Raw genomic sequence first — 18,516 nt, forward strand, 5'->3', positions numbered from 1 at the left:
CCGGTGGACACCTTCGCTCTCGTCGTGACCATCGGGGTCGCGCTCGGCTTCACCTATACCAACGGCTTTCACGACTCCGCGAACGCCATCGCGACCTCGGTCTCCACGCGGGCGCTGACCCCGCGCGCGGCCCTCGCGATGGCGGCCGTGATGAACCTCGCCGGTGCCTTCCTGGGCAGCGGGGTGGCCAAGACGGTCAGCGAAGGCCTGATCGAGTCGCCGACCGGCGACAAGGGGATGGGCATCCTCTTCGCGGCCCTGATCGGCGCGATCGCCTGGAACCTGATCACCTGGTACTTCGGCCTGCCCTCGTCCTCCTCGCACGCCCTCTTCGGCGGCATGGTGGGCGCGGCGCTCGCGGGCGGCACCGGCGTCATCTGGTCGGGCGTCGTCGAGAAGATCGTCATTCCGATGTTCCTCTCGCCCTTCGTCGGCCTGATCCTCGGCTATCTGGTGATGGTCGCGATCATGTGGATGTTCCGCCGGGCCAACCCGCACAAGGCCAAGCGCGGCTTCCGGATCGCCCAGACGGTCTCGGCCGCCGGCATGGCGCTCGGCCACGGTCTGCAGGACGCCCAGAAGACCATGGGCATCGTGATGATGGCGCTGGTCATCGGCGATGTGCAGGCCAAGGGCGACGCCATCCCGGTCTGGGTCAAGCTCTCCTGCGCGATCATGCTCTCGCTCGGCACCTACGCGGGCGGCTGGCGGATCATGCGGACGCTCGGCCGCAAGATCATCGAGCTGGACCCGCCGCAGGGCTTCGCGGCCGAGACCACCGGTGCGTCGGTCATGTTCACGACGGCCTTCATGTTCCACGCGCCGATCTCCACCACGCATGTGATCACCTCGGCGATCATGGGCGTCGGTGCGACCAAGCGGGTGAACGCGGTCCGCTGGGGCGTCGCCAAGAACATCATCCTGGGCTGGTTCATCACGATGCCGGCCGCGGCCGCCGTCGCTGCGCTCAGCTACTGGGTGGTCAACCTGGCCTTCGGCTAGCCGCACCCGGCAGACGCATATGGGCCCGCCCCCCTGGTACGAACAGGGGGGCGGGCCTTCGTCTTGCGGTGGCACCGCCATGCAGCACCGCGAGACGGCCTTGTGGCCGGCGCTGTCCGGTTCACGGGGCGCCGCGCCGTTGCCGGGCGCGGCCGCGGGCCGCTCCGGATCTGGTCCGGGACTGCTTCGCTTTACGTCCCGGACCAGACCCTGCGCGTCCCACGGCCTCCCGTGATCCTTATCCGAACCGGCCCGAGATGTAGTCCTCCGTCGCCTGGACCGACGGGTTCGAGAAGATGCGTGCCGTCTCGTCGATCTCGACGAGACGGCCCGGCTGGCCTACGCCCGCCAGGTTGAAGAAGGCGGTGCGGTCCGAGACGCGCGCAGCCTGCTGCATGTTGTGCGTGACGATCACGATCGTGAAGCGCTCCTTCAGCTCCCCGATCAGATCCTCGATCGCGAGCGTCGAGATCGGGTCGAGCGCCGAGCAGGGCTCGTCCATCAGCAGGACCTGCGGCTCCACCGCGATCGCCCGGGCTATGCACAGCCGCTGCTGCTGACCGCCGGAGAGGCCCGCTCCCGGCTTGTTCAGCCGGTCCTTGACCTCCTTCCAGAGGTTCGCGCCCTGCAGGGACTTCTCGACCACGCCGTCCAGCTCGGACTTGCGGATGCGCCCGCCGTTGAGCCGGATGCCCGCGGCCACGTTCTCGTAGATCGACATGGTCGGGAAGGGGTTCGGCCGCTGGAAGACCATGCCGACCGTGCGGCGCACGGAGACCGGGTCGACGCCGGCGCCGTAGAGGTTCTCGTCGTCCAGCATGACCTTGCCCTCGACCCGGCCGCCGGGGGTGACCTCGTGCATGCGGTTCAGGGTGCGCAGGAAGGTGGACTTGCCGCAGCCGGAGGGGCCGATGAAGGCGGTCACGGAGCGGGGCTCGACGGTCATGGAGATGTCGTCGATGGCCTTGTGGGCGCCGTAGTAGGCGGAGAGGCCGCTGACGTCGATTCGCTTGGCCATGGGGATCACTACTTCTTTCGGAAAAAACCGCGTCAGCGGCCGGTCTTGGGGGCCTTCCAGCGGGCGATGCCGCGGGCCACCAGGTTGAGGATCATGACGAAGGCGATGAGGACGAGAGCCGCCGCCCAGGCGCGGTCGTAGCTGGCGTCGTTGCCGGCCGCCCACTGCTCGTAGATGTAGTACGGCAGGGAGGACTGTGCGCCTTCGAAGGGGTTGTTGTTGATCACCTGGGAGCCGAAGACCAGGAGGACGATCGGGGCGGACTCGCCGGCGATGCGGGCGATGGCCAGCGTGACGCCGGTGGCGATGCCGCCGATCGCCGTGGGCAGCACGACCTTGAGGATCGTGCGCCACTTGGGCACGCCCAGGGCCAGCGAGGCCTCGCGCAGCTCGTTGGGGACGAGCTTGAGCATCTCCTCGGTCGAGCGGACCACGACCGGCATCATCAGGATCGCCAGGGCCATCGCCCCGGCGAAGCCGGAGTAGCCGAAGTCGAGCATGAGGATCCAGAAGCTCAGGATGAACAGGCCCGCGACGATCGAGGGGATGCCCGTCATGACGTCCACGAAGAACGTCACGGCCTTGGCCAGCCGGCCCCGGCCGTACTCGACCAGGTAGATCGCCGTCAGCAGGCCGACGGGGGCCGCTACGGCCGTGGCGATGCCGACCTGCTCCAGGGTGCCGATGATCGCGTGGTAGACGCCGCCGCCGGGCTGGATGGTCAGCACCCCGCCCATGGAGTGGGTGAGGAAGTTCCCGTCGAGGACCTTCGCGCCGCGGGCGACGGTCTCCCAGACCAGCGAGACCAGCGGCACGACGGCGAGCAGGAAGCAGACCCAGACGAGGCTGGTGGCGAGGCGGTCCTTCGCCTGCCGGCGGCCCTCGACGCGGGCCGCGAGCGCGTACATCACGAGGACGAAGAGTCCGCCGGCTATCAGGCCCCACTGGATCCGGCTGCTCAGCGCGGCGCCCAGGCCGATGCCGCAGCCCGCGGCGGCGGCGCCGGCGGCGACGGCGGCCGGGGTCCAGCGCGGCAGGCGCGGCTGGTGCAGGGAGACGGGGCGCGGCTGCGGGGCGCTGTCGGCGACCAGCGGCTGGTCGATGGTCACGTCGCTCATTCCGAGTACTCCTTGCGACGCGCGATGATCATCCGGGCCGCGCCGTTGACCAGCAGGGTCAGGACGAAGAGGACGAGGCCGGAGGCGATCAGGGCGTCCTTGCCGATCTCACCGGACTCCTTGAAGCTGCTCGCGATGTTCTGCGCGAACGTGCCGCCGCCCGGGTCCAGCAGGCTCGTGCCGATGATGAAGCTGGGGGAGAGGACGGTCGCGACGGCCATCGTCTCGCCGAGGGCGCGGCCGAGGCCGAGCATCGAGGCGCTGATGACGCCGGAGCGGCCGAAGGGGAGGACGGCCATCCGGATGACTTCCCAGCGGGTGGCGCCGAGCGCGAGCGCGGCCTCCTCGTGCATCTTCGGGGCCTGCAGGAAGACCTCGCGGCTGACGCTGGTGACGATCGGCAGGATCATGATCGCCAGCAGGATGCCGATGGTGAACAGGGAGCGGGCGGCACCGTCGTGGTACGCGAAGATGCCGGTCCAGCCGAGGTAGTCGTCCAGCCAGCTGTAGAGGCCGCCCAGGTGCGGCACCAGGAAGAGGGCGCCCCACAGGCCGTAGACGATGGACGGCACGGCGGCGAGCAGGTCGATCACGTACGCGAGCGGGGCGGCGAGCCGGCGCGGGGCGTAGTGCGAGATGAAGAGCGCGACGCCGATGGCGACGGGCACCGCGATGACCATCGCGATCAGCGAGCTGACGACGGTGCCGAAGGCCAGGACGGCGATGCCGAAGACCGGCGGCGTGGCGTTGGCGTTCCACTCGAAGGTGGTGAAGAAGCTGCCTTCGTTGTGGGAGAGGGCGTTGGTGGCCCGGACGGTGAGGAAGACCGCGATGGCGGCCATGATCACCAGAAGCAGGAGGCCGGAGCCGCGGGAGAGGGCGAGGAAGATCCGGTCGCCCGGGCGGGTGGCGGCCGACGGCCGCTCCTTGCCGGGGGGAGGCTGCGGTCCGGCTGTGGTGGCTGGGGTTATGTCCATGAGGTTCTCCGGTCTGCGGGGCCGCTTCCCGGCGGGGGACGCGGCCCTGGTGCGGCGGTGCACCGGATGGCGTGACCGGGTTCCGGCGGCGGAACCCGGTCACACGCGGGTCAGGAGAGGCTCGCGACCGTCTCGCGGACCTTGGTGGCGATCTCGGCGGGCAGCGGGGCGTAGCCCATGTCCTTCAGGACCGACTGGCCGTCCTCGCTCGCGATGTAGGTCAGGAAGGACTTGACCGCGGGGAGGGTCTCCGCCTTGTTGCCCTTGTCGCCGACGATCTCGTACGTGACCAGGGTGATCGGGTAGGCGCCCTCGGCCTTGGTGGTGTAGTTGAGCTTGAGGGCGAGGTCCTTGCCGGTGCCGGTGATCTTCGCCTCGGCGATGGCCTTGGAGGCGTTGTCGGAGGTGGCCTCGACGGGGGCGGACGCGCCGGTGTTGAGCTTCACCGTCTTGATCGAGTTGGCCGTGGCGTAGGACAGCTCGAAGTAGGAGATCGCCCCGTCGGTCTGCTTGACCTGCGAGGAGACACCGGCGGAGCCGTCGGCCGCCTGGCCGCCCTTGGCCTTCCAGGCCTTGCCGGCCTCGTACGGCCACGACTTGTCGGCGGCGGCCTTGAGGTACTTGGTGAAGTTGTCCGTGGTGCCCGACTCGTCGGAGCGGTGGAACGCCTGGATCTTGAGGTCCGGGAGCTTGGCGTCCGGGTTGAGCTTCTTGATCGCCTCGTCGTTCCACTTCTCGATCTTCGAGTCGAAGATCTTGGCGAGGGTGTCGGCGTCCAGGACCAGGTTGTCCACGCCGGGCACCTTGTAGCCGATCGCGATCGGGCCGCCGAGCAGGGGCAGGTTGATGCCCTGGCCGCCCTTGACGACCTCCTTGGACTTGGTGACCTCCTCCGGCTTGAGCGCCGAGTCGGAGCCCGCGAAGGCGGTCTTGCCCTGCAGGAACTCCTGGATGCCCGCGCCCGAACCGGTGGGCTTGTAGTTGATCTGGATGTCCTTGCAGGCCGCCGTGAAGTTCTTCACCCACAGGTCCATGGCGTTCTTCTGCGCGGACGAGCCCGAGGCCAGGAGCTGGCCCTTGCCCTCGCACTTGATGTTGCCCGCGGCCTTGGTGGAGCCGCCGCCGGTGGAACCACCACCGCTGTTGTCGTCGGAGCCGCACGCCGTGAGGACCAGGGCACCGGAGACGGCGATGGCGCCGAGAGCGACGGCGCGGAGCCGGTTCTTGCGCTGAAGCTTCACTTTCGGGTGTTCCTTCCGGGAGCCGCCGCGGGGACGGCGTGCGAGAGGTGACCGGTGCGGGCGGTTCTGCCCGCACCCTCTATTGGCGAAATTAGGCAGATCAGGTGAAGCGGTCGATGGGGCGGAGTGAACGGAGGGTGAACCTCACCCGTCAGGGTGGTGGCCCTCGACGAGATCTTGGAGCGGCCCCATTCCGCCGATCTTCGCGAGTGTGATGCAGATCTCTGTCGGTTTACGGGAGGTCATGGCAGCATCCCTTCCTCGCGTGACGGTATGTCAGACGTGGGGGCGGTAGCCGCGGAGGTGGCCTGTGGGGCGGAACGGCTGGAGTGCGGGCACGGCGAACACTGGGAGCATGGCGGGCGGCAGGGACGAGGGCTGCGGAGGCAAGCGCGTGATCTCGGTGACCGCATTGATATGCGTACTGGCCGTGGCCGGGGTGGTGGTCACCATGCCCGGCACGGCCTCTGCGGCACCGAAGCCGCCGCGCACCCTGGAGGACGTCCACAAGGAGGTCGAGGGCCTCTACCGGCAGGCCGAGGCCGCCACCGACGCCTACAACGCGGCCGACGAGGCCCAGCGCCGCCAGGAGAAGTCGATCACCGAGATCGCGAAGTCCGCGGCCGAGGCCCAGGAGCGGATGAACCGCCTCAAGAACCAGGCCGGCTCCCTGGCCCGCGCCCAGTACCGCGACGGCACCCTCCCGCCCCAGGCCCGCCTCCTGCTCTCCGGCTCCCCGGAGAGCTTCTTCGACGGCGTGGCCCTCACGCACAAGGGGCAGGCCGCCACGCGCGGGCTGATCACCGAGGTCGCCGCGGTCCAGAGGACCCTCGACGGCTACGCCAAGGCCGCCGGCGAGCGCTGGAAGACCCTCGACGGCGAGCGCCGCAAGAAGGAGGGAGCGAAGAAGCAGGTCGAGGCGAAGCTCGCGGCCGCCAAGGAGCTGGAGTCGAAGCTGGAGGAGAAGGAGAAGGAACGGCTGCGGCAGCTGGAGGAGGAGCGGGCGCGCCAGTCCCAGCAGAAGTGGCTCGCCTCGGACGCGGTCAAGGGCGCCGCCCTCAAGGGCTCGGGCGCGGCGACGGCCGAGGGCAGGCGCGCGGTCGACTTCGCCGCGGCCCAGATCGGCAAGAACTACGTGTGGGGCGCCGAGGGCCCGGACACGTACGACTGCTCCGGGCTGACGCTCAAGGCGTGGGCGGCCGCCGGCCGGGTGATCCCGCGCACCTCGCAGGACCAGTGGCGGCAGCTGCCGAAGATCGGCCTCAAGGACATGCGGCCGGGCGACCTGATCATCTACTTCGCCGACGCGAGCCACGTGGGCGTGTACGTGGGCGACGGCGCGATCGTGCACGCGCCGCGGCCCGGCCGGCAGGTCACGATGGCGGGAGCGGGGTCGATGCCGGTGCTGGGGGTCGTACGGCCCGGATAGCGCCCGCCCGGGTGTGACGCGCGTCGCGCGGAGCGCCCCCCGCCGGGGTGATGTATGTCATCGCGGGTTCCTCCCCGCACGCACCAAAAGCCGCCCTGGCTGGGGCATATGACAGCGGCGAGTGGCTCCGCTCCATTCCGTTGGACAGTGCCCTGCCGCTATGGTCGCGTTCGGCACCCGCCGGTCGGCGGGGTGCCATGCCTTCAGGGGGGCGGAGGCACCTCCGGCGGTCGCCGGAGGAGGAAGGAAACCGTGACCATGTCCGTACCCGCGCCGAGGGCCCCGGAGCAGGCTGCCGCACCGGCACCCGACGCCGGGCTGAACCTCCTGGTGATCGAAGGCGACCCCGCCGGGCCGCTGTCGATGCCGGACATCACCGAGATGTCGGGGGCCGAGGGCAAGCCGGTCCGCATCCGCACCGCCCGCAACCTCACCGAGGCCGAGCGGCTCCTCACCGACGACGTCCACTGCATCCTCCTCGACCTGGCGGACGCCGGCGCGGCCGCGGGCACCCCGGGCGGCGGGCCCGGCCGCCCCGACGAGCTGGACACCCTGCGCCAGGTGCTGGAGCTCGCCCCGCACCACGCCGTGCTCGCCCTGACCGCCGAGGCGGACACCGACCGGGCCGCCGAGGCCGTACGCGTCGGCGCCCAGGACTACCTCTCCCGCGACGAGCTCGACGGGCGCGTCCTCAGCCGGGCCATTCGCTACGCCGTCGAGCGCAAGCGCGCCGACCTCGCCCAGCGGCAGCTCACCGAGTCCCGGCTGCGCGCCCAGGAGAACGCCCGTCTCGAACGCGGTCTGCTGCCCACCCCGCTGCTCGCCGGCTCCGGCCTGCGCTTCGCCGCCCGCTACCGGCCCGGCCGCAGCCGCGCCCTGCTCGGCGGCGACTTCTACGACATGGTCCGCACGCCCGACGGCACCGTCCACGCGATGATCGGCGACGTCAGCGGCCACGGCCCCGACGAGGCCGCCCTCGGCGTCGAACTGCGCATCGCCTGGCGTGCGCTGACCTTCGCCGGGCTCTGCGGCGACGAGCTCCTCGCCACCCTCCAGCAGGTCCTGGAGCACGAGCGCGCGGACGACGAGACCTTCGCGACGCTGTGCACCGTCGACATATCGGCGGACGGGCGCCGGGCGGGCCTCAGCCTCGCCGGCCACCCCGCCCCGCTGCTCGTACGCCCCGGCGCGGCCCCGCACCTGCTGCCGCAGGAGGACGGCGGCCCGGCGCTCGGCCTGCTCCGGCGCGCCCGCTGGCCGCGCCGCCAGGTCGAACTCGGTGGCCTCTGGAGCCTGCTGATGTACACCGACGGCCTGATCGAGGGCCGGGTCGGGGCCGGGACGCGGCGCCTGGGCCAGGAGGGCATGATCGAACTGATCGGCCGCCGGCTCGCGGAAGGGCTGCGCGGCCAGGAGCTCCTGGACGCGGCGGTCGCCGAGGTGCAGGACCTCAACGGCGGGGAGCTGACCGACGACCTCGCGGTGCTGCTGCTCGACCGGGGCGGCCGGGCTCCCGCGGAGGGCGACCGGCCCCACTGGCCCGCGGGGCGGGCGGCCGTGCCGCCGGTACGGACGTAGGCGCCGGGCGTCAGCGGCGGCCGTTGTACGGCCCGTAGGGGCCGTCCGAGCTGGAGCCGCCGCCGCGGCGGCGCGGGCCGCGGCCGCCCGAGACCTGCTTGAGCGCCGGCCGGACGTCCACGATGTAGACGATCGTGGCGATCAGGCCGAGGACCGGCAGAAAGCTCATGATCCCCATGAAGAGGTTCACGGCGACGGCGACGCCGAGGATGATCAGCCAGAACGCCTTGGACTGCTTGTCCGCGGCGCGATAGGCGTCCTCGCGGTGCACGGCGGCGTTGACGAACGCGAACAGGCTGAACACGAGCAGGCCGATCGACACCCAGTACATGACTTCGCCGAAGGCTTGCAGAAGCACGTCGCTCACCTTGCCCGTCTCGTTCGGTCCGTCCTGACCGCCACCGTACCCGGAGAACGGTCCGGGCACGCGAAATGTGCCCGGACCGTACGCGGCACGCTGCCGTGAGCCGGTTACTCGCCGGTCTTGGCGTCGGCCTTCTTCGCGGCGGCCGTCTTCTTGGCCGGGGCCTTGCGGGCGGCGGGCTTGTCCCCGGCGTCCTCCGAGGCGTCGGCGTCGGCGGCCGCCTTGTCCTCGGCGGTCTTCCCGGCCTCCGGCCCGGCCGTCTCCGTCTTCGTCCCCGCCTCCGGCTCGATGGCCACGGCGATGTCCTGGAACTCGTCGGCGACATCGCCGCGCCACTGCTTCACGGCCGTACGGCCGCGCTCGGCCAGCTTCTCGAACTGCTCGCCGGCCGCCGCCGCGTACCCGACGGCCTGCCCGACGCCCTTGAGCGCCAGGTCCTGCGCGGTCTGCCCCAGGTTCTTCACGTCGCTGTCGAGCGAGCCGACGATCTCGGTGAACTTCGCGGTCAGCGTGGCCTGGGCCTCCTTGGCCTGCCGCGCGACCCGCTCCTGCACCGCCTTGGGGTCGGTCTTCTTCAGCTGCTCGATGCGCTCGGGCGCCTCGGTGATCAGCTGCCCGAGCTTCTCCGCGGTGAGGTCCGCGGCACCCGCGGCGGCGTAGGCCGTGTCGGTCGCCGCGTTGCGGATGTCCTGCGTGGTGATGGCCATGGCGTTGGTCTCCCGGATCAGCTGGAGGGTTTGCTGGCGTCGTCCGTCGCGAGCCCGTTCTCCTTGCGGAAGGACTCGTAGATCTGGAGCAGCACCTGCTTCTGCTGCTCGTTGATCGAGGGGTCGGCGAGGATCACACTGCGGACCTCCGCCTCGTCCCGGTCCCGCTCGTCGAGGATCCCGGCCTGCACGTACAAGGTCTCGGCGGAGATCCGCAGCGCCTTGGCGAGCTGCTGCAGGATCTCGGCGCTCGGCTTGCGCAGGCCGCGCTCGATCTGGCTGAGATACGGGTTGGACACTCCGGCGGCATCGGCGAGCTGCCGCAAGGTGAGCTGCGCGTTGCGCCGCTGCTCGCGCAGGTACTCGCCGAGATTGCCGACGTTGAGTGATGCCATGCGCCCAGGCTGCCCCACGCTGCTAACTTTTGCAAGCAAGTGCTTGCAAAAGTTTGGGAGCGGCGGGGGGGGCAGCGGTCCAGGGTGACGGTGAAGGCCATGGCGGACACCGGGTTGCCGTTCACGACCACCACGACGCCGGCGGACCGGAAGGCGGTCGCCGACGCCGCGGTCACGCCGCCGGGGCCTCTTCCGCCGCGAGGCGGGCCAGGCGCTCCTTGCCCCAGGCGCCCAGGGGGGCCAGGGCGGCGTTCAGGGACCGGCCCTGCTCCGTGAGGGAGTACTCGACCTTCGGGGGCACCTGGTCGTAGACCTCGCGGTGGACGATGCCGTCGGCCTCCAGCTCGCGGAGCTGCTGGGCCAGCACCTTCTCGCTGATGCCCGGCAGCAGCCGCCTGGTCTCGCCGAAGCGGCGCGCGCGTTCGTCCAGCGCCCAGAGGATCAGGACCTTCCACTTGCCGTCGACGACGTCGATGGCGGCGTCGATCCCGCACTGGTACGGAAGTTGCTTCACGAGTCCTCCCCTGGCCGGCTCACGGGACGCCGGACCGAGTGCGGCCGACCCCTTACCAGCCTATGCGGCGGCCCGCCCGGCACAGTTCGCCAAATCAACCCCATCCGGGGGTATCTGACGGGCACTCGGTCGGAGGAGGGTGATGAGGCGTTGCCCGCTCGGCACGATGTGCCTGCCACCGGCCCCAACGGGGGTAGGGCCGGGGGCAGGAGTTCGTGTGCGCCGCGTGGACGGGTCCGGCCGGGGGGACCGGCGGACCGGGGGTCCGGTCAGGCGCCGTAGGGGCGGGCGGCGCGCGCCTCCCGCAGCGACAGGGCCCACCAGGTCAGCTGGTCGATCATGACCTTGGCCGCGCCGGCGGCCTGCTCGCCGGCCTCCGCGTCCAGGTGGCGGCCGTCGTCGTCGAACTTGCCCCAGGGGTTGTGGAAGCTGACCTGCTCGCGGATGGTGACCGCGTGCAGCTCGGTGAAGACCGGGCGCAGGTGCTCGACCGCGCGCAGGCCGCCGGAGAGGCCGCCGTACGAGACGAAGCCGACCGGCTTGGCCTGCCACTGGGTGTAGTGCCAGTCGATGAGGTTCTTCAGGGACGCCGGGTAGCTGTGGTTGTACTCGGGCGTCAGGACGACGAACGCGTCGGCCTGCTCCAGGCGCGGCGTCACCTCGGCGAGCGCGGCGGCGTCCTCGGCGGTGGGCTCGGGGCTGAGGCGCATCGGCAGGGGGTGGAGGGCGAGGTCGACCAGGTCGACCTCGATGTCACCGTGCCGGGCGGCCTGCTCGGCGAACCACTTGGCGACGGTGGGGCCGAAGCGCCCGTCGCGGGTGGAGCCGACGATGACGGCGAGTCGGAAGGTGCTCTCGGACACGATGGGCCCTTCTGGGAGACGGGGCGGGTGAGTGGCGGCCCGTGAGCCGTTGACCAGAAGTCTGGAATCTCAAGTCCGGTTGAGGTCAAGGGTGGTGGGACGGCCTGGGTGGTTTGCCGGGGAAAGTGGCGAAATTGAATGTCACTTTTTCCGCCGCCCGAGAGCCGCCCGAGAGCCGCCTGAGAGCCGCCTGAGAGCCGCCTGAGAGCCGCCCGCGCGCCGCCACCGGATCAGAACACGTCGGCGCACCACGGCCGCCGCCCCGTGCGCAGCAGAGCGTCCGCGCGGGCCAGGGTGCCCGGGGTCTCCTCGTCCACGCGGCCCAGCGCCGCGAGCCGTACGGCCGACTCGTCGCCGAGCAGGAGGCTCCCCAACTCCGCGACGGACAGGGTGAGATCGGCCGGGCGGCGCGTGGGGGCGCAGGAGGCGCCGCCGGGGCCGGCCTCCAGCAGGAAGCGCCCGCCGGCCAGTCCGGAGCGGTCGGTGACGTCGATGACGAGTGATCCGGCGACGGGGTACGTGCGCGCCCGCAGCAACTCCGGTACATCCAGGGGGCGCACCCACAGGAAGTCGGCGTGCGTGACCACGCGCGCGGCCCGCGGGTCCGGCAGCAGCAGCGGCAGGATGTCGTCCGGCGCGCGGTGGCCGGTGCGGACGCGGGTGATCCAGTCGGCCGACAGCAGGAACAGCCACAGGGCGCGCTCGGCGGCGGGGGTGACCGCGACGAGGTCCAGGACGGTCGCCGTCTGGTGCGGCAGCTTGGCCTCCCACCGGTCGTCGGACGTGAAGACAAGGAGCCCGTCGACGCTGCCCTCCGCCGACCGGTGGAGCACGAAGAACGGCTCGGCCCACGGGCCGTCGTCCACCGGGAGCGCGCCGGTGTTGCGCCGCCACCACACGTCCGGACGGTCGACGAGGCCGTGCCGCACGGCCCGTACCCGCTCGTACAGCGCGGGCCCGTGCTCGCGGACCTCGGCGGCGTCCACGTAGTCGACCCGGCCGCCGTCCCCGGGGCCCGAGTGGCGCGGGTCCAGGCCGGTGCGGGCCACGTCCACCTCCCACTCCGTGACCCGGGCGGCGGGGCCGAAGCCGAAGCGGCCGTAGATCGGGTACTCGGCGGCGATCAGCGTCGCCGCGGCGTCGCCGCGCTCCTTGGCCTCCCGCAGGTCGCGGTCCGTCATGCGGCTGAGCAGCCCGCGGCGGCGGTGCGTGGCCGAGACGCTCACGTTGCTGACGGCGTTCGCGGTCACCGAGGCGCCGCCGGGGACGCTGAGCCGCTGCGTGAAGCTGCGGTAGGTGGCCACGCAGCGGCCGTCGTCGAACGCGCCCTGGGTGCGTTCGAGGTCCATGAGCTCGCGGCGGAAGGCGAGCTCGGTCTTGCTCACGGAGGGCGGGAGGAGGTAGCCGGTGCGGCGGGCCCGGGCCCAGTCCGGCAGGTCGGCGTCGGTGATCGTACGGATGTCGAGGCTCATGGCCGCGACGCTAGGGGCCCGCCCGCGGCGCTCGCACGCGGATTTCTCCCGGCCCGAGCGGGCTGCGGACCGGCCCCGGTGCGCCTGTGAGTCAGGACGTCAGCGCGCTCGTGCGTCAGCGCGCTCGAGCGTCGCCGCGTCGGTGCGTCATGCGAGGAGGTCGTCCACTTGTGCTTCCCCTTCACGGTACCTGCGGGCGATTTCGGCACTGCAGTCGTCCGCCGTCCGCTGCAGCAGCTGGCGCCGCACCGACACCTGCCGTTCGTACGACGCCAGGCGGCCCATCGCCTCGTGCAGCTCGGCGTCCGTACGCGCGCCCAGGTCCGACAGCTCGACCTCCGACAGCATGTCCTCGGCCAGCCGCCGGAACTCCTCGCTGTGCGGCGTGCCCACCGTCACGTGGCGGGCGGACGAGCGGTGGTCCGAGGGGCCGTCCGCGAGGATCTCCGACAGCCGGTCCACGACCAGGCGGGCCATGACCGGGGCGCCCGGGGAGGAGCGGCGGGCCAGCTCGGCCCGGAGGATGTCGACGCGGCCCTGGAGCAGCCGCCGCACGTAGCTGAGGTCGGCCTCGTCCCGCCGGGCGTCCCCGCGCCGGGCGCGCAGCTCCACCAGGCTCAGCTCACCGAGGCCGCGGCCGGGGGCGTCCGCCTGCCGGCCGGAGCGCTGGCTCGGCGGCCGGGGCTGCAGGCTGTCGGCTGCCTTGAGCATGGGGCCGTCCTCAATGGGTGTGGTCATGCGCGTCTTCCGTTCCCCTCGGGCGGTGTGCGACCGCATCACGTTTGCCCGCACAAGGCACCGCCTGCACGCATCGTGCCACTGGGTGAGGTCCGGGCGCAGGGTCTCCGCACCCGAACGGACCTGGATGGACGCAGGGCATCATGGTCCGTATGCGTGCAGTGGTGCAGAGGGTGGACGGAGCGCGGGTCGTCGTGGACGGCGAGACCGTCGGGGAGATCATCGGACAGGGGTTGTGCGTCCTTGTCGGAGTGACGCACGACGACACCCCGCAGAAGGCGGAGCAGCTCGCCCGCAAGCTGTGGTCCGTACGGATCCTCGAGGACGAGAAGTCGTGTTCGGACGTGGGGGCGCCGCTGCTCGTGATCTCCCAGTTCACTCTCTACGGTGACGCCCGGAAGGGGCGGCGCCCCACGTGGAACGCGGCCGCGCCGGGTCCGGTCGCGGAGCCCCTGGTGGACGAGGTCGTCGCCCGGCTGCGGGCGCTGGGGGCGCAGGTGGAGACGGGCCGCTTCGGCGCGGACATGAAGGTCTCGCTGACGAACAACGGCCCGTTCACGGTCCTGGTCGAGGTCTGAGGCGGGTCCCGCCCCGCCGGTCGCCTCCGGCGGGGCCGGGCGGCGTTACGGCTCGACCACGGTCTCCTGGGACGCCGCCGTCTTCTCGCCCACCAGCAGCGGCGCGTCCACCGCGACGTTCCGCTTGACCAGGGCCAGGGCGATCGGGCCCAGCTCGTGGTGGCGGGCCGACGTCGTCACGAAGCCCAGCTGGCGGCCCTCGGGGCCGTCCGAGGCGAGCCGCACGGGGGCCCCGTGCGGGGGCAGGGAGACCTCGCTGCCGTCGAGGTGCAGGAAGACGAGGCGGCGCGGCGGCTTCCCCAGGTTGTGGACGCGCGCGACCGTCTCCTGGCCGCGGTAGCAGCCCTTCTGCAGGTGGACGGCGACGCCGATCAGGCCGAGCTCGTGCGGGATCGTGCGGTGGTCGGTCTCCAGGCCGAGCCGCGGGCGGTGCGCCTCCACGCGGAGCGCCTCGTAGGCGAGGACGCCGGCGGCGGGGCCGTGCGCCGCCGCGAAGGTCTCCAGCGTCGCGCGCGGCAGGAAGAGCTCCCGGCCGTGCGCCGTCTCGCGCGCCTGCACTCCCTCGGGTGCTTCCGCGATCGAACCCGCGGGCAGGTGCACCACGGCGAAGTCGTCCGTACGGTCGGCGACCTCGACCTGGTAGAAGAACTTCATGCTCTCCAGGTACGCGAGGAGCGCGTCCTGGGTGCCGGGCTCGACGTGGGCCCAGGTGGTCTCGCCGTCGTCCACGAGGGACAGGGCGTGCTCGATGTGCCCGTTGGCGGAGAGCACGAGCGCCTCGGTGGCCTCGCCGGGCGGGAGCGCGCTGACGTGCTGGGTGAGCAGGAGGTGCAGCCAGCTCAGCCGGTCGGGCCCGGTGACGGTGATGACCCCGCGGTGCGAGAGGTCGACGAATCCGGTCCCGCCGGCGAGCGCGCGCTGTTCGCGGAAGAGGTCGCCGTAGTGCGCGGCGACGCCCTCGTCCGGGGCCTCGGCGGCGACGGCGCCGGGCAGTGACAGCAGCGGGCTGGCATTCGATTCACGCGGCATGCGGCCAAGCCTACGGCGCGGCCGGAGGCTCCTCCGAGGAGAGCCCGGCGGAGCAGTCCGCGCACCGGCCGAAGATCGCGAAGTGCTTCATGTCCGTCTCGAAGCCGAAGTCCGCGCGCAGCTTCTCCGTGAAGGCGGCGGCCACCGAGAGGTCGGCCTCGATGACCTCCGTGCAGTCCCGGCAGACGAGGTGTATGTGGTGGTGCCGGTCGGCGAGGTGGTAGGTGGGGGCGCCGTGCCCGAGGTGGGCGTGGCTGACCAGGCCCAGCTCCTCCAGCAGCTCCAGGGTCCGGTAGACGGTGGAGATGTTCACGCCGCCCGCGGTGCGCCGGACCTCGGTGAGGATGTCGTCCGGTGTCGCGTGCTCCAGCCGGTCGACCGCCTCCAGGACGAGCTGGCGCTGCGGCGTCAGCCGGTACCCGCGCCTACGGAGGTTGCTCTGCCAGTCGGTGTCCACCACCCTCCCAGTCTAGGCAGCACCGGCCCTTCCGGCCCCCCTCGTCACGCCTCCCGGACCTCCTTCAGGTAGCGGGCGAGGGCGGCGATGGCCGCCGGGTTGCGGGGGCTCTCGACGAGGTCGACGTAGTCGAGGACGAAAATCCGGTCGTTCTTGACGGCGGAGACGTCCGCGAGCGGCGGGTAGGACTTGAGGAACTCCTTCTTCTGCTCGGCGGTCACGTCGCCGTAGTTGTTGATGACGATGACGTCGGGGTTGCGCTCGACGACGGTCTCCCAGCCGACGCTGGGCCAGCTGTCCTTGAGGTCCTTCATCACGTGGTCGCCGCCGGCCTTGGTGATGATGTCGTGCGGGCCGGCGAAGGCGCCGGAGGTGATGGCCTTGTCGCGGCCGTCGTCGTAGAGGAAGACCGTGGGCCGCTTGCCGTCCCGCGGCACGGTCGCCTGGGCGTCGGCGACCTTCTTCTTGAAGTCCGTGACGAGCTTCGCCGCCCGGTCCTCCACCCCGAAGATCTTCCCGAGCGTGGTGAGGTCCGTGTAGAGGGCCTCCAGGGGCGGCATCACGCCGCGCGCCTTGCCCGCGCCGCCGTTGCGGCAGGACTCGGTGAGCACGTACGAGCCGACGCCGAGCTTCTTCAGGGCCTCCGGGGTGAAGCCGTTGCCCTCGTTGAAGCCGTAGTTCCAGCCGGCGAAGACCATGTCGGCCTTCGCGTCCAGGACGAGCTCCTTGGTGATCTCCTTCTTGGACAGCCACTTCACCTTCTCGTAGCCGTCCTTCCACGGCACCGACTCGCGGTCGGCGCGGTAGTCCGGGGCCACGTAGCCGGCCATGCGGTCCTCCAGGCCCAGCGCGAACATGATCTCGGCGATGCCGACGTCGTTGGTGACCACGCGCTGCGGCACCTTGTCGTACGTCGTCCTCACCCCGCAGTTCTCGACGGTCACGGGGTGGCGGCCGGAGGCGCCCGCGGCACCTTCGTCCTTCGGCGCGTCGCCGCCGTGGATGACCTTCGCCCCGCAGCCGGTGGCCAGGGCGAGGGCGGACAGGAGGGCGAGCGCGGTGCGGGCGCTGCGGGCGGTACGGGCGGCCATGGGGGCGTCCTTACGGGGGTGCGGAGTCACGGAGCGGGCGGGCGGGGAGCGGGCAGGCGGTCGAAGATCAGGCGGATCGCGCCGGTCTCGGGGTGCGGCACGCGGTGCGCCCGGACGCCGAAGACGTCGGCGAGCAGCCCGGCGGTCAGCACCTCGTCCGGCGGCCCGGAGGCGACGATGCGGCCGCCCCGGATCACGTAGAGCACGTCGCAGTGCGCGGCGGCCAGGTCGAGGTCGTGCAGTGCGGCCAGGACGGTCGGGCCCGCGTCGCGCACGAGCGCCAGCACCTCCAGCTGCTGGGCGATGTCCAGGTGGTTGGTGGGCTCGTCCAGGACCAGCACCTCCGGCTCCTGGGCCAGGGCGCGGGCGATCAGGACGCGCTGCTTCTCGCCGCCGGACAGCGTCGGGAAGCTCCGGCCGGCCAGGTGGCCCGCGCCCACGCGCTCCAGCGCCGCCGCGCACACCTCGGTGTCGCGGGCCGTGACCCGGCCGGCGGAGCTCTGGTGCGGCAGGCGGCCCATCGCGACGACCTCGGCCACGGTGAAGTCGAACTCGCTCGCCGACTCCTGCGGCAGCGCCGCCAGCCTGCGCGCCCCCTCGCGGGCGCCGAGGGCGTGGAAGTCGTCGCCGTCGAGGCGGACGGTGCCCCTGGCGGGCCGCAGCGCCCGGTAGGCGCAGCGCAGCAGCGTCGACTTGCCGCTGCCGTTGGGGCCCACGAGCCCCACGAACTGCCCGCTCCCGGCGCGCAGCGCGACGTCCGACACCAGCCGGGCGCCCGCGACCTCGATCGACAGGTCCTCGATGTCGACCCGCATCAGGCACCCCCGAAGGTGTAGCGGCGGCGCCGCATCAGCAGGACGAAGCAGGGCACGCCGATGAGGGCGGTGATGACGCCGACGGGCAGCTCCACGGGCGCGAGCAGCAGCCGGGAGGCGATGTCCACCCACACCAGCAGCACGGCGCCCAGCAGCGGGGCGACGGCCAGGACGCGGCGGTGGTCGGCGCCCACGAGCATGCGGGTCACGTGCGGGACCATCAGGCCGACGAAGCCGATCGCGCCGCTGACGGCCACCACGGCGCCGGTGACGGCCGCCGCCAGGACGAACAGTCCGCGCCGCAGCCGGTCGGGGTCCACGCCCAGCGCGGCCGCCGTCTCGTCGCCCATGGCCAGGGCGTTCAGGCTGCGCGCCGTCCACAGCAGGGCGCCGATCCCGGCCAGCACGACGGCCGCCGCGATCGGCACGGACGCCCAGGTGGCGCCGCCCAGGCTGCCGAGCAGCCACATCATGGCCGAGCGGGAGGCCTCGCCGCGGTCCGCACTGAAGATCATCAGGGTGGTGACGGCGGAGAACCCGTAGTACATCGCCGAACCGGTGAGGACCAGTCGCAGCGGCGTGAGGCCCTGCGGGGTGCGGGCCGCCAGGTAGACCAGCACCATCGCGGCGAGCGCCGAGACGAACGCCGCCCCGGACAGCGCCCACACGCCCAGCGCGCCCAGCGCGCCGAAGAGCAGCACGGCGTTGGCGCCGATCGCGGCGCCCGAGGAGATGCCCAGCACGAAGGGGTCGGCGAGGGCGTTGCGGACCATGGCCTGCACGGCCACGCCGACGGCGGACAGGCCCGCGCCGACGACCGCGGCCAGCAGGGCGCGCGGGAAGCGCAGCTCCCACACGATGGTGTAGGCCGAGACCTCGCCGGGGGAGATGCTCCCGCCGGTGAGCCCCGCCCGCAGGAAGCGCAGCGTCTCGCCCCAGGTGACGCCCGCGGCGCCGAGGCCGGTGCCGCAGAGCACCGAGAGCAGCAGGGCCGCGGCCAGGCCGGCCAGCAGCGGGGGCAGCGGCAGCCGCCGGGGCGGGGCGGCGGGGCCCGGCGGTGCGCCGGGCGCGGGCGCGGGCCCGGGCCCGGGCTCCTTCGAGCCCTTGGGGCAGACGGCCGGGAGATCTGT

20 protein-coding genes are annotated in these 18,516 nt (G+C 72.1%); 4 read left to right on the forward strand and 16 right to left on the reverse strand.

Annotation, left to right across the window (positions count from 1 at the left end; genetic code table 11):
• The first annotated feature begins 3 nt into the window (after nucleotides 1-3).
• Nucleotides 4-1,002, forward strand: coding sequence for an inorganic phosphate transporter (locus tag NQU55_RS04350; RefSeq protein ID WP_168092825.1), 999 nt, complete (start codon nucleotides 4-6; stop codon nucleotides 1,000-1,002).
• Nucleotides 1,003-1,240: 238 nt separating this feature from the next.
• Here NQU55_RS04350 and pstB read toward each other — a convergent pair whose 3' ends face one another.
• The 4 genes from pstB to pstS all read right to left on the reverse strand — a co-directional run bounded on the left by pstB (nucleotide 1,241) and on the right by pstS (nucleotide 5,356).
• Nucleotides 1,241-2,020 carry a phosphate ABC transporter ATP-binding protein PstB gene (gene pstB / locus NQU55_RS04355; RefSeq protein ID WP_168092824.1) on the reverse strand — a complete coding sequence of 260 codons (780 nt, stop codon included), beginning with the start codon at nucleotides 2,018-2,020 and terminating at the stop codon, nucleotides 1,241-1,243.
• A gap of 32 nt (nucleotides 2,021-2,052) precedes the next feature.
• The gene (gene pstA / locus NQU55_RS04360; protein ID WP_168092823.1) at nucleotides 2,053-3,138 is read right to left on the reverse strand and encodes a phosphate ABC transporter permease PstA; all 1,086 of its coding nucleotides are present in this window, start codon (nucleotides 3,136-3,138) and stop codon (nucleotides 2,053-2,055) included.
• The gene (gene pstC / locus NQU55_RS04365; protein ID WP_168092822.1) at nucleotides 3,135-4,115 is read right to left on the reverse strand and encodes a phosphate ABC transporter permease subunit PstC; all 981 of its coding nucleotides are present in this window, start codon (nucleotides 4,113-4,115) and stop codon (nucleotides 3,135-3,137) included. The genes pstA and pstC overlap by 4 nt, the downstream gene beginning before the upstream one ends.
• Nucleotides 4,116-4,225: 110 nt before the next feature.
• Entirely contained in the window at nucleotides 4,226-5,356 is a 1,131-nt protein-coding gene (pstS, locus tag NQU55_RS04370) for a phosphate ABC transporter substrate-binding protein PstS (RefSeq protein WP_256789776.1), read from the reverse strand.
• A 355-nt stretch (nucleotides 5,357-5,711) separates the two neighbouring features.
• On the opposite strand from pstS, the gene NQU55_RS04375 reads away from it, so the two are divergent.
• Both NQU55_RS04375 and NQU55_RS04380 read left to right on the forward strand, forming a co-directional pair.
• Nucleotides 5,712-6,785, forward strand: a complete 1,074-nt coding sequence (locus tag NQU55_RS04375; RefSeq protein WP_168095166.1) for a C40 family peptidase — start codon at nucleotides 5,712-5,714, stop codon at nucleotides 6,783-6,785.
• A 258-nt stretch (nucleotides 6,786-7,043) separates the two neighbouring features.
• The gene (locus NQU55_RS04380; RefSeq protein WP_168095165.1) at nucleotides 7,044-8,363 is read left to right on the forward strand and encodes a PP2C family protein-serine/threonine phosphatase; all 1,320 of its coding nucleotides are present in this window, start codon (nucleotides 7,044-7,046) and stop codon (nucleotides 8,361-8,363) included.
• 10 nt (nucleotides 8,364-8,373) lie between these two features.
• Here the strand turns inward: NQU55_RS04380 and NQU55_RS04385 are convergent, their stop codons facing one another.
• The 7 genes from NQU55_RS04385 to NQU55_RS04415 form a co-directional block, all read right to left on the reverse strand.
• Nucleotides 8,374-8,721 (reverse strand): DUF2516 family protein, encoded by a 348-nt coding sequence (locus NQU55_RS04385; protein WP_168095164.1) that lies wholly within the window; start codon nucleotides 8,719-8,721, stop codon nucleotides 8,374-8,376.
• A gap of 113 nt (nucleotides 8,722-8,834) precedes the next feature.
• On the reverse strand, nucleotides 8,835-9,434 hold the full coding sequence (locus NQU55_RS04390; protein WP_168095163.1) for a hypothetical protein: 600 nt from the start codon (nucleotides 9,432-9,434) through the stop codon (nucleotides 8,835-8,837).
• Nucleotides 9,435-9,451: 17 nt separating this feature from the next.
• Complete coding sequence (locus NQU55_RS04395) at nucleotides 9,452-9,829, reverse strand: helix-turn-helix domain-containing protein (protein ID WP_058045683.1); 378 nt, start codon at nucleotides 9,827-9,829, stop codon at nucleotides 9,452-9,454.
• Between the two features lie 172 nt (nucleotides 9,830-10,001).
• The gene (locus NQU55_RS04400; protein WP_168095162.1) at nucleotides 10,002-10,343 is read right to left on the reverse strand and encodes a winged helix-turn-helix transcriptional regulator; all 342 of its coding nucleotides are present in this window, start codon (nucleotides 10,341-10,343) and stop codon (nucleotides 10,002-10,004) included.
• Nucleotides 10,344-10,612: 269 nt separating this feature from the next.
• Entirely contained in the window at nucleotides 10,613-11,206 is a 594-nt protein-coding gene (locus NQU55_RS04405; RefSeq protein ID WP_168095161.1) for an NADPH-dependent FMN reductase, read from the reverse strand.
• 230 nt (nucleotides 11,207-11,436) lie between these two features.
• Nucleotides 11,437-12,678, reverse strand: coding sequence for a GNAT family N-acetyltransferase (locus tag NQU55_RS04410; protein ID WP_256789777.1), 1,242 nt, complete (start codon nucleotides 12,676-12,678; stop codon nucleotides 11,437-11,439).
• Nucleotides 12,679-12,825: 147 nt separating this feature from the next.
• A complete protein-coding gene (locus tag NQU55_RS04415; RefSeq protein ID WP_240977054.1) occupies nucleotides 12,826-13,416 on the reverse strand; it encodes an RsiG family protein in 591 nt (196 codons plus the stop codon).
• Between the two features lie 152 nt (nucleotides 13,417-13,568).
• Between NQU55_RS04415 and dtd the strand changes: the two genes are divergently transcribed.
• Nucleotides 13,569-13,994: a D-aminoacyl-tRNA deacylase gene (gene dtd, locus NQU55_RS04420; protein WP_168096719.1), complete on the forward strand. Its 426-nt coding sequence runs from the start codon at nucleotides 13,569-13,571 to the stop codon at nucleotides 13,992-13,994.
• A gap of 45 nt (nucleotides 13,995-14,039) precedes the next feature.
• On the opposite strand, the gene ygfZ is transcribed toward dtd, so the two are convergent.
• The 5 genes from ygfZ to NQU55_RS04445 are packed head-to-tail and all read right to left on the reverse strand — an operon-like array spanning nucleotide 14,040 to nucleotide 18,414.
• The gene (ygfZ, locus tag NQU55_RS04425) at nucleotides 14,040-15,023 is read right to left on the reverse strand and encodes a CAF17-like 4Fe-4S cluster assembly/insertion protein YgfZ (protein ID WP_256789779.1); all 984 of its coding nucleotides are present in this window, start codon (nucleotides 15,021-15,023) and stop codon (nucleotides 14,040-14,042) included.
• A 10-nt stretch (nucleotides 15,024-15,033) separates the two neighbouring features.
• Entirely contained in the window at nucleotides 15,034-15,483 is a 450-nt protein-coding gene (locus tag NQU55_RS04430; RefSeq protein ID WP_168096013.1) for a Fur family transcriptional regulator, read from the reverse strand.
• Between the two features lie 41 nt (nucleotides 15,484-15,524).
• Complete coding sequence (locus NQU55_RS04435; protein WP_168096012.1) at nucleotides 15,525-16,571, reverse strand: ABC transporter substrate-binding protein; 1,047 nt, start codon at nucleotides 16,569-16,571, stop codon at nucleotides 15,525-15,527.
• Nucleotides 16,572-16,597: 26 nt separating this feature from the next.
• On the reverse strand, nucleotides 16,598-17,386 hold the full coding sequence (locus NQU55_RS04440; protein WP_206330038.1) for an ABC transporter ATP-binding protein: 789 nt from the start codon (nucleotides 17,384-17,386) through the stop codon (nucleotides 16,598-16,600).
• Complete coding sequence (locus NQU55_RS04445; protein WP_168096015.1) at nucleotides 17,386-18,414, reverse strand: FecCD family ABC transporter permease; 1,029 nt, start codon at nucleotides 18,412-18,414, stop codon at nucleotides 17,386-17,388. The genes NQU55_RS04440 and NQU55_RS04445 overlap by 1 nt, the downstream gene beginning before the upstream one ends.
• Between the last annotated feature and the right edge of the window lie 102 nt (nucleotides 18,415-18,516).

The organism is Streptomyces telluris, from assembly GCF_024519335.1.
Lineage (GTDB): Bacteria > Actinomycetota > Actinomycetes > Streptomycetales > Streptomycetaceae > Streptomyces > Streptomyces telluris.

What these genes read in the sequence shown, in the direction of transcription:
- pstB (WP_168092824.1), bottom strand. Translation starts at nt 2,020, where the DNA reads ATGGCCAAGCGAATCGACGTCAGCGGCCTCTCCGCCTACTACGGCGCC.
- pstA (WP_168092823.1), bottom strand. Translation starts at nt 3,138, where the DNA reads ATGAGCGACGTGACCATCGACCAGCCGCTGGTCGCCGACAGCGCCCCG.
- pstC (WP_168092822.1), bottom strand. Translation starts at nt 4,115, where the DNA reads ATGGACATAACCCCAGCCACCACAGCCGGACCGCAGCCTCCCCCCGGC.
- NQU55_RS04375 (WP_168095166.1), top strand. Translation starts at nt 5,712, where the DNA reads ATGGCGGGCGGCAGGGACGAGGGCTGCGGAGGCAAGCGCGTGATCTCG.
- NQU55_RS04380 (WP_168095165.1), top strand. Translation starts at nt 7,044, where the DNA reads ATGTCCGTACCCGCGCCGAGGGCCCCGGAGCAGGCTGCCGCACCGGCA.
- NQU55_RS04390 (WP_168095163.1), bottom strand. Translation starts at nt 9,434, where the DNA reads ATGGCCATCACCACGCAGGACATCCGCAACGCGGCGACCGACACGGCC.
- NQU55_RS04395 (WP_058045683.1), bottom strand. Translation starts at nt 9,829, where the DNA reads ATGGCATCACTCAACGTCGGCAATCTCGGCGAGTACCTGCGCGAGCAG.
- NQU55_RS04410 (WP_256789777.1), bottom strand. Translation starts at nt 12,678, where the DNA reads ATGAGCCTCGACATCCGTACGATCACCGACGCCGACCTGCCGGACTGG.
- NQU55_RS04415 (WP_240977054.1), bottom strand. Translation starts at nt 13,416, where the DNA reads ATGACCACACCCATTGAGGACGGCCCCATGCTCAAGGCAGCCGACAGC.
- dtd (WP_168096719.1), top strand. Translation starts at nt 13,569, where the DNA reads ATGCGTGCAGTGGTGCAGAGGGTGGACGGAGCGCGGGTCGTCGTGGAC.
- ygfZ (WP_256789779.1), bottom strand. Translation starts at nt 15,023, where the DNA reads ATGCCGCGTGAATCGAATGCCAGCCCGCTGCTGTCACTGCCCGGCGCC.
- NQU55_RS04435 (WP_168096012.1), bottom strand. Translation starts at nt 16,571, where the DNA reads ATGGCCGCCCGTACCGCCCGCAGCGCCCGCACCGCGCTCGCCCTCCTG.
- NQU55_RS04440 (WP_206330038.1), bottom strand. Translation starts at nt 17,386, where the DNA reads ATGCGGGTCGACATCGAGGACCTGTCGATCGAGGTCGCGGGCGCCCGG.